We start from the raw sequence: 13,706 nt of genomic DNA on the forward strand, positions 1-13,706 counted from the left end.
GCGACTCCGGACGTCCGTCGCTCAGCCGCGCCCGCGGCGGTAGCCCTCGCGGCGTGAGGTGCGCGGCGCCGACCCGAGCGGCCGCTGCGCCCTGCCGTCGTCGGTGGGGGCGAGCCCGCCCTGGCAGGTCGGGCAGGAGAACAGGGTCCGCTCGCGCGGGGCGGCACCGGTCATCGCGACCCTGATGGTGTCGCCGCACCGGCGGCACGGCCGTCCCGACCGCGCGTGGACGTAGGCCTCCTCGCCGGCGCGCTGGATCCCGGTGCTGCCCTGCCACCCCGTGCGGGCGGCGGTGCTCATGAGGCGGTGCAGCCGGTGCAGGAGGGCGGCGACCTGTTCGGGGTCGAGGTCGGTTCCCGGCGTCCACGGGAGCACCCGCTCGATGAAGAGGAGCTCGCTGGCCCAGAAGGTCCCGACGCCCGCGAGGACGCGCTGGTCGAGCAGGAGGTCGCCCACGAAGGCCTCGGAGCCGGTGAGCCGGCGGGCCACCTCCTCGGGGTCCCAGTCGGGGCCGAGGACGTCGGGGCCGAGGTGGCCGACGAGGTCGCCCTCGCGCGCCGTGGGCACGAGGTCGAGCATGCCCAGGCGCAGGCCGACTCCCGACCAGGGCTCGGTGAGGACGGCGGCGCGCAGGTCGGTGCGGCGCAGCGCCCGCTCGGTGGCGGCGCCCGGGTGCTCGACGCGCCACTGGCCCTCCATCCGCAGGTGGGTGTGCAGCGTGGTGCCCGAGTCGAACCGGTGCAGGAGGTGCTTTCCCCGGGCGACGACCTCGGTGGTGGTGGCGCCGGCGAGGTCGACGAGGGGCACCGAGGGCCAGCGCAGGTCGGCGCGCAGGACGACGTGCCCGGCGAGGGCACGGTGCAGCCGGTCGGCGGTGCGGTGGACGGTGTCACCCTCGGGCACGGCCACCACCGGAGGAGGACCGCGCGCGGCGGGGGAGTGCGGCGCGGCACTCGCGCGCCCAGGCGAGCTGCGCCCGCGCCATGTGCTCGCCGAAGGAGAGGGTCATCGTGCGGAAGGCCTGCTCGGTGCCCTCGTCGTCGGCCACCTCGTCGCGCACGGCCGCGTACTGCTCGAGCGCCCCGGCCGCCTGCTCCTCGGCCTCCTCGAGCAGGGCCTCGGGCGTCCCCTGGGGGAGGTGGGTGCCGAAGAACAGCCGCAGCAGCAGGCCGTTGCGGGCGGGCGCCCGCCGGTGCGGCTCGGCGAGGAGCTCCTCGAGCCGCTCGACCCCTGCCGGGGTGATCTCGTACACCGTGCGGGTGCGTCGGCCAGAGTCGGCGGGGGTGATGGCGCCGGCCTCCTCGAGGGCCGCGAGGGTCGGGTAGATCTGGCCGAAGCTCTCGTGCCAGAAGTGGCCGAGCGACTCGCTGATGGCCGCGCGCACCTCGTACCCGGTCATTGGACCCGTCGAGAGCGCGCCGAGGACGGCGAGCTCGGTCTGCGAGGGTCTGGCCACCGGACCACTCTATCTGCTAGAAACATATCTGTGAGATATGAACCAGCAGGGAGAACGAGCTCGGTCCGCCCGGTCGTGGTCGCCTGCCTCGGCGGCATCACCGCGTTCCAGGTGTCCCTGGCGGCGGGGGCACCCTTCGGGGCGCTGTCGTACGGGGGCGGGTACGAGGGCGTGCTGCCGACCTCGCTGCGGGTCGCCTCCGGTGTCGCCGCGCTCGTCTGGGGCTCCGCGATGGTCGCGGTGACCACCGGTCGTCCGGGCTCGGCCCGGGGGCAGCACGCGCTGTTCACGGCGCTCACCGGGATCGCCGGAGTGGGCGCGATGGTCAACCTCGCCTCTCCGAGCCTGCCCGAGCGGCTGCTCTGGGTGCCGGTGACCGCCGCCCTCGCGGTGGCCGCCTGGCACGAGGCGCGCTCGCTGCGGCCGTGGCTGGCCGGGACCCCGACCCGCCGCAGGGGCGACGCCGCCGCGCAGGACGGTGCCTCCGACCCGCACGACCCGCGCGATGAGGACGACGACCCCGACTGGTACCGCACCCAGCCGCGGATGCCGGCCCGGCACGCGTCGCGCGAGTCGGTCAGCGCCTGACGCGGGCTCATCGGCGGACCCGGGAGGATGCCTGACGCCGGCTCACCGCCGGATCCGCAGCCCCCGCGGGGTGAGGTGGAAGCCGGCCTCCTCGAGAGCCGCGACCACCGGGTGCCCCGACCCGAGCAGGGCGCCGCCGTCGGCCTTCTCGACGCTGAGCCGCCCCAGGCTTCCCCCGCGCACCGCGCCGGCGAGCGCCCGGGCGGCGGCGCCGAGCAGCGCGGGGTCCTCGGAGTGCGTGAGCAGGGTCTTCCCGCCGCGCTCGACGTAGAGGACGAGCTCGCCGTCGACGAGGACGACGACCGCCCCGGCCTTGCGGCCCGGCTGGTGCCGGCGCCGCTTGTCGGTCCCGGCGGTCCCGGCGGTGGCGGCTGAGCCACCGGCCTCGCCCGCGGACCCGTCCTGCGCGGACGGGTCGACCGCCCGGTCGGGCCACGGCAGCGCCGCGCCGTAGGGGTTGGCCGGGTCGCTGGCCGCGAGGACGACGACCTCGGCGTCCTCGCGTCGCGACCGGTCGGCCGACGCCGTGCTCCCCGCCCCGCGGAGCCGGTCGACGGCGCCGGTCGTGCCGAACTGCGACGCCCCGAGCCCCTCGACGAAGTAACCGCGGCGCACCCGCCCCGCCTCCTCGGCCTTGCCGAGGACCCGGTAGACGCCGGCGAAGCCGCCCGGCACGTCCTCGGCCCCGACGGCGCCCCGGGTGAGGACGCCGTGCCGGTCGAGGAGGAGCTCGGCGGTGGCGAAGGCCCGCAGTGTGGGGTCGGCGTCGACCGGCGGCAGCAGCGACCAGCGGCCCGTGACGCGCGGCGGCCCGGTGCGGGTGGGCAGGCTCGGGCGCGACGGGGCCGAGCCGAGCGCCCCCAGCGGGCCCCGACGACCGGCGTAGCGGCTGCGGCGCGGGCCGGGCGTGGAGCGCTTGTGGGCGGTGCGGCCCCCCGCGAGCAGGGCCCGGACCGGCGCGAACGTGTCGCCGGTGACCCGACCCGCCCACACGAGGTCCCAGAGGGTCTCGGCCAGGGGCTCGTCGTCCGTGGCGCCGACCTGGTCGGAGAGGGTGCGGAAGAAGTGGGCGCCGCCGCCGGCCAGGGCGTCGAGGACGGCGAGGCCCTGCTCGGACGGCACGCGCTCGGGGTCGGGTCCGGGCAGCGTGAGGTGGGCGGAGTCGGCGGCGTGCAGCGACACCCAGCCGTCGTCGCCGGGCAGCGAGCCGTGGCCGCACCAGAGGACCTCGCCGCTGGCGAGCAGCTCGTCGAGGAGACCGGGGGAGTAGTCGGCCACGCGGGAGGGCAGCACGAGGGTCTCGACCGCGCTCGCCGGCAGCACCGCCCCGCTCAGCTGCTCGACGACGCGCAGGAGCCCCTCGCGGCCGCGCAGCCGGCCACCGACCCCCTGCCAGCCCTGGAGGAAGCGGGACAGCTCGACCGGGGTGACCGGCTCGACCTCGGCGCGCAGCGCGGCCAGCGACCGGCGCCGCAGCATCCGCAGCACCTCGGCGTCGCAGAACTCGGTGCCGCCACCGCCGGTGGGGAGCAGCTCGCCCTCGACCACCCGGCCGGACGACACGAGCCGGGCCAGCGCCGCGTGCACGACCGCGACGCCGAGACCGTAGGCACGGGCGACCTCGAGCGGGTGGAACGGGGCGTGGGTGCGGGCGTACCGCGCCACGAGGTCGCCGAGCGGGTCGTCGACCGGCTCGAGGAAGGCCTGCGCCACCCCCGGGGGCAGCGAGACGCCGAGGGCGTCGCGCAGGCGTGACGCGTCCTCGACGGCCGCCCACCGCTCCTCGCCCGCGACCCGGACCTCGATGACCTGCCGCTGCTCGCGCAGCCCCGCCAGCCAGGCCTCGACGTCGTCGCCGGTGGTGCCCTCGCGGCACCGGGTGAGCACGGCCTCGGTGGACAGCGGCCCGAGGCCGCGGACGAGGTCGAGGACGTCGTCGGCGTCGCGGGCGGCGCGCTCGGGGGTGAGCCGCTGGAGCTCGGCCTCGGTGCGGGCGACCTGCTCGGCGTCGAGGAGGTCGCGCAGGGCGAGCCCCTCGGCGCTGCCCAGCAGCTCGGCGAGCAGCGACGGGTCGAGCGCCAGCGCGGCCGCCCGGCGCTCGGCCAGCGGCGAGTCGCCCTCGTAGAGGAACTGGGCGACGTACCCGAAGAGCAGCGACTTGGCGAAGGGTGAGGGGGTGGAGCTCTCGACGTCGACCACGGTGACCCGCCGCGAGCCGATGTCGCGCATGAGGTCGACGAGCCCGGGCACGTCGAAGACGTCCTGGACGCACTCGCGCACCGCCTCCAGGACGATCGGGAAGGTCGGGTAGCGGCTCGCGACCTCGAGCAGCTGCGAGGCCCGCTGGCGCTGCTGCCACAGCGGCTGGCGCCGGTCGGGGCGCCGCCTGGGCAGGAGCAGCGCGCGGGCGGCGCACTCGCGGAAGCGGGAGGCGAACAGGGCCGATCCGCCGATCTCCTCGGTGACCAGGGCGCGGACGTCGTCGGGGTCGAGGGTGACGAGGTCGAGCAGCTCGCGCCCGACCCCACGGCCACCGGAGCCGCCGACGCCCTCGACGTCGTCGAGCTCGAGGTCGGGCAGGCGCAGCACGATGCCGTCGTCGCCGTGCATCGCCTGCACGTCGACCCCGAACCGGTCGCGCATCCGGGCGCTGACGGCCAGCGCCCACGGGGCGTGGACCTGCGCGCCGAACGGGGAGAGCAGGGCGATGCGCCAGTCGCCGAGCTCGTCGCGGAAGCGCTCGACGACGATCGTGCGGTCGTCGGGGACGTGACCAGTGGCCTCGCGCTGCTCCCGCAGGTAGGTGAGCAGGTTGTCGGCGGCCCAGTCGTCGAGGCCGGCGGCGCGGACCCGCTCGCGCGCGGCCGTGGCGGACAGCCCCTCGACCTCGCGCACGAACGCCCCCACGGCGCGGCCGAGCTCGGCGGGGCGCCCCTGCGAGTCGCCCTTCCAGAACGGCAGCCGCCCGGGCAGCCCCGGGGCGGGCGTGACGAGGACGCGGTCGTGGGTGATGTCCTCGATCCGCCAGGTGCTCGTGCCCAGGGTGAACAGGTCGCCGACCCGCGACTCGTAGACCATCTCCTCGTCGAGCTCGCCGACCCGACGCCCCGGACCCTCACCCGTGGCGAGGAAGACGGCGTAGAGCCCGCGGTCGGGGATCGTGCCGCCGGAGGTCACCGCCAGTCGCTGCGCCCCGCGCCGCCCGGTGAGGGTGTCGGAGAGGCGGTCCCAGGTGATGCGGGCCCGCAGCTCGGCGAAGTCCTCGCTCGGGTAGCGACCGGCGAGCATGTCGAGGACCGACTCGAGGACCGGGCGGGTGAGCGTGGCGTAGGGCGCCGACCGCCGGGCCAGCGCCAGGACGTCGTCGACGGTCCAGTCGTCGAGGGCGCACATGGCGACGACCTGCTGGGCGAGGACGTCGAGGGGGGTGGAAGGGATGTGGAGCGCCTCGATCTCGCCCGCGAGCATCCGCTCGACGACGACCGCGGTCTGCACGAGGTCGCCGCGGAACTTCGGGAAGAGCACGCCGCGCGAGACCGCGCCCACCTGGTGACCGGCACGACCCACGCGCTGCAGCCCCGACGCCACCGACGGCGGCGACTCGACCTGCACGACGAGGTCGATGGCCCCCATGTCGATGCCGAGCTCGAGGCTGCTCGTGGCGACCACGGCGGGCAGCCGCCCCGACTTCAGCTCCTCCTCAATGAGCCCGCGCTGCTCCTTGCTCACCGAGCCGTGGTGCGCCCGCGCGAGCACCGCCGACGCCCCGGACGACTGACCCGACTGCGCCATCACCTGGGCCGGCGACCGACCGAGCGTGGCCGCGCGCGGGGTGGCCCCCTCGGCACCCACCGTGTCGGCGCCCTCGGCCGCCTCGGTGCGCTCCTCCCAGATCTCGTTGAGCCGCGTGGTGAGCCGCTCGGCGAGGCGACGGCTGTTGGAGAACACGAGGGTGGAGGTGTGCTCGGCGACGAGGTCGACGATGCGCTCCTCGACGTGCGGCCAGATGGACGCCCGCTGCTCCTGCCCGGACGCCGCGCCGGACAGGTCGCCGGTGGGCTGGCCCAGCTCGGCCATGTCGGGGACGGGGACGACGACGCGCAGGTCCCACTCCTTGGTCGACGGGGGCTGCACGACCTCGACCGGACGGCCGCCCGCCAGGAAGCGCGCCACCTCCTCGACGGGGCGGACGGTGGCGGACAGCCCGATCCGCTGCGCCGGCGCGGCCAGCTGCTGGTCGAGCCGCTCGAGGGACAGGGCGAGGTGCGCCCCGCGCTTGGTGCCGGCGAGGGCGTGCACCTCGTCGAGGATGACGGTCTCGACCCCGGCCAGCGCCTCGCGGGCCGCCGAGGTGAGGATGAGGAAGAGCGACTCGGGCGTGGTGATGAGGACGTCGGACGGGGTGCGGGCGAACGCGCGCCGCTCGTCGGCGGGGGTGTCGCCCGAGCGCACCGACACGGTGATGTCGGGCTCGGGCAGGCCGAGCCGGGTGGCCGCGTGCCGGATGCCGACCAGGGGGCTGCGCAGGTTTCGCTCGACGTCGACGGCGAGCGCCTTCATCGGGGAGACGTACAGGACGCGGCACCGCCGCAGCCGCTCCTCGGGGACGGGCTGCGACGCCAGCCGGTCGAGGGCCCAGAGGAAGGCCGACAGGGTCTTGCCCGACCCGGTGGGGGCGACGACGAGCGCGTGGTGCCCGCTGCTCACCGCGTCCCAGGCGCCCTCCTGGGCGGCGGTGGGGGCGCTGAAGCTGCCCCGGAACCACGCGGAGGTGGCCGGGGAGAAGCGGTCGAGGACGTCGTCGGGCATCGTGCGCCCACCCTCTCACCCGCTCCCGACACGGGGCGCCGGCGTGGACCGGTCGTCGAGGGTTCAGCGACGGGTGCGGCGGGTCCCGCCGAGCCGGACGTCGACGACGTAGGCGTCGTGGTCCGACAGGTGCCGGCGGTTGGCCTTCATCTCCACCTTGCGCACGGTCTTCACCGACGCCTGGGCCGGCACGGCCACGTGGTCGATGCTCGACAGGCCCTCGAGGCGGTGCGGCGACTCCTCGGTGACGACGCGCAGGTCGAGCTTCTCCACGGCCTCGCGCACGTGCACGCGGCCCTCGACGCTGCCCGAGCGCTCGGGCCCGGTGAAGCCGTGGGACCAGGTGCCGCCCCAGACGGTCGCGCCGCGGGGGAGCGAGTCGGCGAGGCGCCTCGTGACCGCCGCGGTCTTGTCCGCGGTCGTGGTCCCCTCCCACGGCTCGTCGCGCCCGCAGGAGCGCCAGGGCAGGACCGAGGAGCAGAAGACGAAGCCGCCGACGACGGCCGCGGCGCTCGCCGGGTGCAGGTCGCCGTCCCAGCGCGCGATGACGCGGGCGGTGTCGCGCACGAGCACCGCGGACCAGTGGCGTCCGGCGACGAGCGGGGCCGTGGACCAGTACGGCCGGTACCCCGGCGGGACGGCGCCGGCGGGCACCTCGGTGAGCAGCCAGACGTCGGCGGACACCTTGGCGACCGCGGCCTCGCAACGGTCGTCCCAGCGGCCGTCGAGGTTCCACGTCCCCACCCGGAACATCGTGCTCGTCACCGGCCCCATGCTGCCGTCGCGCACGCTCGCGCGTGGCCCATCCGGGACAGGGGGGCCGTTCGGACGAGGCTACGGAGCAGGATCGGTCACGCGGGGCTGCTGCTGGGTGATGCAGTGGATGCCGCCGCCCCGGTCGAACAGCGGCCGCGCGTCGACACCCACGACCCGGCGGCCGTCGTACGCGGCCTCCAGGACGGCGAGCGAGTCGGCGTCCTGGGGGTCCTCGTAGGTGCAGGCGACGACGCCGTCGTTGACGACGAGGTGGTTGATGTAGGACCAGTCGACCCAGCCCTCGTCGTCCTCGAGCGTCTTGGGTGCGGGCACGCGCACGACCTCGAGCGGCTCGCCACGGGCGTCGCGCGAGGACGCGAGCAGCGCCTCGAGCTCGCGGCTCACCTCGTGGTCGGGGTGGGCGGGGTCCTGCTGCCAGTGCAGGAGCACGACGCCGGGGGACGCGAAGGTCGCGACGATGTCGACGTGCCCGCGGGTGCCGAACTCGTCGTAGTCGCGGGTGAGGCCGCGCGGCAGCCAGAGGCACGTGGTGGCGCCGATGGTGCGGGCCAGCTCGGCCTCGACGTCGGCGCGGGTCAGCCCGGGGTTGCGTCCGGGGTCGAGCTGCACCGTCTCGGTGAGCAGCACGGTGCCCAGGCCGTCGACGTGGATGCCGCCGCCCTCGTTGACGAGGTCGGAGCCGATCCGGGTCACGCCCGCGCGGTCCGCGACGAACGTCCCGATCCGCGCGTCGTGCTCCCACGAGGCCCACGCCTGCGCGCCCCAGCCGTTGAACACCCAGTCGACCGCCCCGAGGCGACCGTCGGCACCCACGACGAAGGTCGGACCGATGTCGCGCATCCACGCGTCGTCGAGCGGCGCCTCCACGACCTCGATGCCGTGCACCGTCGCCCCGCCGCGCCCCACCCAGTGGCGGGCGGTCGCGGAGGCCGAGGGGTCGGCGACGAGGACGACCGGCTCGAACCCGGCCACCGCGCGGGCCACGGCCGCCCAGGTGCCGCGTGCGACGTCCGCCTCGTCCTCGGTGTCGCCGAGGGTGTAGCCCGCCGAGGGCCACGCCATCCAGGTGCGGTCGTGCGGGGCCCACTCGGGCGGCATCCGCCACGCGCCGGCGGTCATGGCTCAGTCCTCGCGACGGTGCTCGGCGCGCACCGGCTCGGCGAGCGCGGCGTACGTGTCGGGGCGGCGGGTGGCGAGGAACGGGAAGAGGTCGAGCCAGTCCTGCCGCTGGGCGAGGTCGAGGTCGGCGACGAGGACCGCCGCCTCGTCGCGCGGCGCCCGCACGAGGACCCGCCCGTACGGGTCGGCGATGAAGGAGGACCCGTAGAAGGTGATGAGCCCCTCGGTCCCGTACCGGTTGGGCACGACGACGAAGACCCCGCTGGCGATGGCGTGGCCGACGATCGTGTGCTCCCACAGCGGCTGGGTGTCGAAGTCGGGGTGGTCGGGCTCGGAGCCGATGGCCGTGGGGTAGACGAGCACCTGCGCGCCGCCGAGGCTGTAGGCGCGCGCCACCTCGGGGAACCACTCGTCCCAGCACGTGGGGAGGCCGACGCGCATCCGCAGCGCCTCGACGTCGTAGACGGGGTAGGCGTCCTGGGGTGGGCCGTGCCGGAAGTACTTGTCCTCGTAGTACCCGGCGGTCACGGGGATGTGGGTCTTGCGGGTGCGCCCGACGAGGGTGCCGTCGGGGGCGACGAGCACGGCGGTGTTGAAGCCGAGGCCGTCGTCGGTGCCGTCGGTGGCCGGCGCCCTCTCGTACAGGCTCGCGTGCACGTGGACCCCGGCGGCCGCGGCGGCCTCGCGCGCGAAGGCCATGGTCGGCCCGTCCTCGAGCGACTCGGCCGTGGTGTCGGGGCGCCCGGAGGGCAGCGCGTCGGCGGGGTAGCGCGACAGCGTGAGCTCGGGGAGGAAGACGACCTCGGCCCCCGCGTCGGCGGCGGTGCGGATGCCGTCGAGGAGCGTGGCGCGCAGGCGGTCGGGGTCGTCGTCCCAGGCGTGCTGCACCAGCCCGACGCGGACGGGGGGCTCGGTGGGCTCGTGGACGCGGGCGAGCGAGGTGGGCACCTCAGCGGCGGTGATCAGGCGCATGGGGGTCAGTATGCCGCCCGTGCGGCGGGGTGCCCCAGGGCGGCGTGTACCGTCCCCGGCGTGCGCCTGTCGGAGTTCTGGTCCCGGATGGACGACGAGTTCGGCCCCGCCTACGCGGCGTCGCTCGCCCGCTCCCAGGTGATGGGCGACGTCGGGGGCCGCACGGCGGTGGACGCCCTGGAGGCCGGGGTCCCCCCGCGGCAGGTCTGGCTGGCCCTGTGCGCCGCCATGGACGTGCCCGAGGAACGCCGCCACATCCGCGTCGACCCGCGCCACCGCTGAGAGCGCTCACAGCGGATCGACCGGCGGATGACACCTTCCGGACACCCGGACTTCGCCCAAGGTGTGGTTGAACGGGAAATCCTCTAGCGTCACGGTCGTGAGTGACGACGTCCTGCTGCGCGCCCGCGGACTGACGAAGCGCTTCGGCGACTTCACCGCGGTCGACGGCATCGACGTCGAGGTCCGCCGTGGTGAGGCCTTCGGTTTCCTGGGCCCCAACGGGGCCGGCAAGTCCTCGACGATGCGGATGGTCGGCTGCGTCTCGCCGGTCACCGAGGGAGAGCTGTCGATCCTCGGGATGGACCCCGCCGTCGACGGCGCGGCCATCCGGGCGCGGCTCGGGGTGTGTCCGCAACGGGACATCCTCGACGAGGACCTCTCGGTCGAGGAGAACCTCTGGGTCTACGGCCGCTTCTTCGGCCTGTCCCGCTCCGAGGTCCGCGAGCGCGCCGACGAGCTGCTCGACTTCGCCCAGCTCACCGAGCGCCGCCACGACAAGGTCGAGCCGCTGTCCGGCGGGATGAAGCGCCGCCTCACCATCGCGCGCTCCCTCATGAACAACCCCGAGGTGCTCCTCCTCGACGAGCCGACCACCGGGCTGGACCCGCAGGCGCGGCACGTCCTGTGGGACCGGCTGTTCCGCCTCAAGCGCGCCGGCGTCACCCTCATCATCACCACGCACTACATGGACGAGGCCGAGCAGCTGTGCGACCGGCTCGTGGTCATGGACCACGGCCGGATCGTCGCCGAGGGCAGCCCCCGCGAGCTCATCACCGCGTACTCCACCCGTGAGGTCGTCGAGCTGCGCTTCGACACCGACGAGCAGGAGCGCCAGGTCGGCGACGTCGACGGCATCGGCAAGCGCCTCGAGGTGCTGCCCGACCGCCTCCTGCTCTACACCGAGGACGGGGACGCCGCGCTCGCCGAGGTCCACGCGCGCGGCGTCGCGCCGCTGTCCTCCCTCGTGCGCCGCTCGACCCTCGAGGACGTCTTCCTGTTCCTCACCGGCCGCACCCTCGTCGACTGATGTCGACCCCGATCCGCCCCACGACGATCGCGGTCGCGAGCGGCCGCCTCGCCCCGGGCCCGCGGCCCGAGCTGTCCGTCCTGGAGCGGATGGTCGCCGTGACCGGCCACCACCTCCTCGTCTACAAGCGCACCTGGAAGGGCTCGATCATCGGGCGCTTCCTCACGCCGCTGATGTTCATGCTCTCGATGGGGCTGGGCATCGGGACCCTCGTCGACCGCGGCGCGGGGGGCATCGAGGGCATGCCGTACTTCCAGTACGCCGCCCCGGCCCTGGTCGCGGTGCAGGCGATGTGGCTCGCGTTCGGCGAGTCGACGTACACGGTCATGGGCTACCTGAAGTGGAACGAGATGTACGCGGGGATGCTCGCGACGCCCCTGCGGGTGGTCGAGGTCCTCGGCGGGCACCTCCTCGTCGTCGGCTTCCACCTGTTCACCGGCACGCTGATCTTCGTCGGCGTCGCCGCCCTCTTCGGGGCCTTCACCTCGTGGTGGGCGCTCGCGGCGATCCCCATCGCGACCCTCACCGGGATGGCCTTCGCCACCCCGACCTTCGCCCTGTCGGCCTCGCTCGACAGCGACAACGGCTTCGGCGTCCTCAACCGGTTCGTCATGACGCCCCTCATGCTCTTCTCCGGCGTGTTCTTCCCCATCGACGCGATGCCGACCCTCCTGCAGGTGGTCGCGTGGCTCACGCCGCTGTGGCACGGGGTCGAGCTGTGCCGCGACGCGGCCACGGGGACCTGGTCGCCCGGGTCGGCGCTGGTCCACCTCGGCGTCCTCGCGGTGTGGCTGGTCGGCGGGTGGCTGCTGGCCGCCGGCCGCTTCACGAGGAGGCTGCGCCGGTGAGCGTCCTCGACACCGCGACGAAGGCGTCGCGGGCGCTGCCCTTCCCCATGGGCGCCGGGCTGGCCCGCTACGTCGTCAACCGCAACTTCACGGCGTTCCGCCGCGCCTGGCCGCTCTTCCTCAGCGGCTTCGCCGAGCCGGTGTTCTACCTGTTCTCCCTCGGCATCGGCCTCGGCGCGCTCATCGGCGACGTCACGACCGACCGCGGCTCGGTGGTGTCGTACGCCGCGTTCGTGGCGCCGGCCCTGCTCGCGACGTCCGCGATGAACGGCGCCATCTTCGACAGCACCTTCAACGTCTTCTTCAAGCTGCGCTACCAGAAGCTCTACGACGCCATGCTCGCGACGCCGGTGGGCCCCCGCGACATCGCGGTCGGGGAGATCACCTGGGCGACGCTGCGCGGCAGCATCTACTCGGCCATGTTCCTCGTCGTGGCGCTGGCCGCCGGGCTGGTGCACTCGTGGTGGGCCCTGCTCGCGCTGCCGGCGGCGGTCCTCATCGGGCTGGCCTTCAGCGCCATCGGGATGTTCGCGACGACGTACATGTCGTCGTGGCAGCACTTCGAGTACATCACCCTCGTCGTCCAGCCGATGTTCCTGTTCTCCGCCACCTTCTTCCCGCTGTCGACGTACCCGGAGTCGGTGCGCTGGCTCGTGGAGGCGACCCCGCTCTACCACGGCGTCACGCTGGTGCGGGACCTCATGCTGGGCGACGTCGGGTGGGACCTCCTCGTGCACGCCGGGGTGCTCCTCGCGCTCGCGGCCATCGGCGTCGTCGGGGCCTCGCGCCGGGTCGCGAAGCTGCTGCTCACCTGACCTTCGACAGCCCGCGGGACGACTCTCGACACGTCGCGCGCGGCCGGAGGACCATGACGCCATGGGCACCAGTGGGACGGTCCTCGCGCTGCACGACCCGGAGCTGCCGGGGTTCGTCACCGACGGTGGACTCGAGACCGACCTGATCTTCCACCACGGGGTCGACCTCCCCGAGTTCGCCGCCTTCCCCCTCCTCGACGACCACACCGGTCGGCTGCTGCTCGCGAGCTACTTCGACGGGTACGCGGCGGTCGCGGCGGCGGCGTCGGCGGGGCTGCTCGTCGAGACCCCCACGTGGCGGGCCAACCCCGACTGGGCGCAGCGGGTCGGCTACGGGGCGCGCGACCTCGCCCGGGTCACGCGCGACTCGGTCATCTTCGCCCGCTCCCTCGCCCGGCGGTACGCCGACGACGTCCCCGCCGTGATCGTCAGCGGCACGCTCGGGCCGCGCGGCGACGGCTACGTCGTGGGGGAGGTGCCCCGTCCCGAGGAGGCCCGCGACTACCACGCGGTGGCGATCAGCGCCTTCGCCGAGTCCGGGGTCGACCTCGTCGTGGCGTACACGCTGACGACCGCCGCGGAGGCCGTCGGGGTCGTCCTCGCGGCCCGGGACGCGGGCGTGCCGGTCGCCGTGTCGTTCACGGTGGAGACCGACGGGAGGCTCCCCGACGGGTCGACGCTCGCGCAGGCGGTGGCGGAGGTCGACGCGCTCGCCCCACCCGAGCACTACCTCGTCAACTGCGCCCACCCCTCGCACGTGCGCGCGGGGCTCGACGGCGGGGCGTGGCAGGAGCGCGTCCTCGGCACGCGGGTCAACGCCTCCGCGCGCAGCCACGCCGAGCTCGACGCCGCCGACGACCTCGACGACGGCGACCCCGAGCTGCTCGCGAACGACCAGGGCGACCTCTCCCTCCTCCTGCCCCGGCTGCGGGTCGTCGGCGGGTGCTGCGGCACCGACGTGCGCCACGTCGCCTCGATGTGGGGGGTGCCGGAGTCGGTCGGCGCCTGACCGC

General features: G+C 74.9%; 12 protein-coding genes. 6 read left to right on the forward strand and 6 right to left on the reverse strand.

Annotated features, from left to right (window positions below; translation table 11 throughout):
• Window positions 1-21 precede the first annotated feature (21 nt).
• Both ACFLFB_RS07915 and ACFLFB_RS07920 read right to left on the reverse strand, forming a co-directional pair.
• On the reverse strand, window positions 22-903 hold the full coding sequence (locus ACFLFB_RS07915; protein ID WP_392545166.1) for an Fpg/Nei family DNA glycosylase: 882 nt from the start codon (window positions 901-903) through the stop codon (window positions 22-24).
• Window positions 890-1,456 carry a PadR family transcriptional regulator gene (locus ACFLFB_RS07920; protein ID WP_392545167.1) on the reverse strand — a complete coding sequence of 189 codons (567 nt, stop codon included), beginning with the start codon at window positions 1,454-1,456 and terminating at the stop codon, window positions 890-892. Before ACFLFB_RS07920 ends, ACFLFB_RS07915 begins: the two co-directional genes overlap by 14 nt.
• 30 nt (window positions 1,457-1,486) lie before the next feature.
• Between ACFLFB_RS07920 and ACFLFB_RS07925 the strand changes: the two genes are divergently transcribed.
• The gene (locus ACFLFB_RS07925; protein WP_392545168.1) at window positions 1,487-2,044 is read left to right on the forward strand and encodes a hypothetical protein; all 558 of its coding nucleotides are present in this window, start codon (window positions 1,487-1,489) and stop codon (window positions 2,042-2,044) included.
• Between the two features lie 42 nt (window positions 2,045-2,086).
• On the opposite strand, the gene ACFLFB_RS07930 is transcribed toward ACFLFB_RS07925, so the two are convergent.
• From ACFLFB_RS07930 to ACFLFB_RS07945, 4 genes are all read right to left on the reverse strand, one after another.
• Window positions 2,087-6,853: an ATP-dependent helicase gene (locus ACFLFB_RS07930; RefSeq protein ID WP_392545169.1), complete on the reverse strand. Its 4,767-nt coding sequence runs from the start codon at window positions 6,851-6,853 to the stop codon at window positions 2,087-2,089.
• A gap of 63 nt (window positions 6,854-6,916) precedes the next feature.
• Window positions 6,917-7,618: a hypothetical protein gene (locus ACFLFB_RS07935; RefSeq protein ID WP_392545170.1), complete on the reverse strand. Its 702-nt coding sequence runs from the start codon at window positions 7,616-7,618 to the stop codon at window positions 6,917-6,919.
• Between the two features lie 69 nt (window positions 7,619-7,687).
• Entirely contained in the window at window positions 7,688-8,749 is a 1,062-nt protein-coding gene (locus ACFLFB_RS07940; RefSeq protein ID WP_392545171.1) for an agmatine/peptidylarginine deiminase, read from the reverse strand.
• 3 nt (window positions 8,750-8,752) lie between these two features.
• A complete protein-coding gene (locus ACFLFB_RS07945; RefSeq protein ID WP_392545172.1) occupies window positions 8,753-9,721 on the reverse strand; it encodes a nitrilase-related carbon-nitrogen hydrolase in 969 nt (322 codons plus the stop codon).
• A gap of 60 nt (window positions 9,722-9,781) precedes the next feature.
• Between ACFLFB_RS07945 and ACFLFB_RS07950 the strand changes: the two genes are divergently transcribed.
• The 5 genes from ACFLFB_RS07950 to ACFLFB_RS07970 all read left to right on the forward strand — a co-directional run bounded on the left by ACFLFB_RS07950 (window position 9,782) and on the right by ACFLFB_RS07970 (window position 13,702).
• A complete protein-coding gene (locus tag ACFLFB_RS07950) occupies window positions 9,782-10,003 on the forward strand; it encodes a DUF3046 domain-containing protein (protein ID WP_392545173.1) in 222 nt (73 codons plus the stop codon).
• Between the two features lie 97 nt (window positions 10,004-10,100).
• Window positions 10,101-11,030, forward strand: coding sequence for an ABC transporter ATP-binding protein (locus tag ACFLFB_RS07955; protein WP_392545174.1), 930 nt, complete (start codon window positions 10,101-10,103; stop codon window positions 11,028-11,030).
• Window positions 11,030-11,878 (forward strand): ABC transporter permease, encoded by an 849-nt coding sequence (locus ACFLFB_RS07960; protein WP_392545175.1) that lies wholly within the window; start codon window positions 11,030-11,032, stop codon window positions 11,876-11,878. The genes ACFLFB_RS07955 and ACFLFB_RS07960 overlap by 1 nt, the downstream gene beginning before the upstream one ends.
• Complete coding sequence (locus ACFLFB_RS07965; protein ID WP_392545176.1) at window positions 11,875-12,693, forward strand: ABC transporter permease; 819 nt, start codon at window positions 11,875-11,877, stop codon at window positions 12,691-12,693. The genes ACFLFB_RS07960 and ACFLFB_RS07965 overlap by 4 nt, the downstream gene beginning before the upstream one ends.
• 61 nt (window positions 12,694-12,754) lie before the next feature.
• Complete coding sequence (locus ACFLFB_RS07970) at window positions 12,755-13,702, forward strand: homocysteine S-methyltransferase family protein (RefSeq protein ID WP_392545177.1); 948 nt, start codon at window positions 12,755-12,757, stop codon at window positions 13,700-13,702.
• Window positions 13,703-13,706 lie beyond the last annotated feature (4 nt).

This window comes from Oryzobacter telluris (genome assembly GCF_043099285.1).
Lineage (GTDB): Bacteria > Actinomycetota > Actinomycetes > Actinomycetales > Dermatophilaceae > Oryzobacter > Oryzobacter telluris.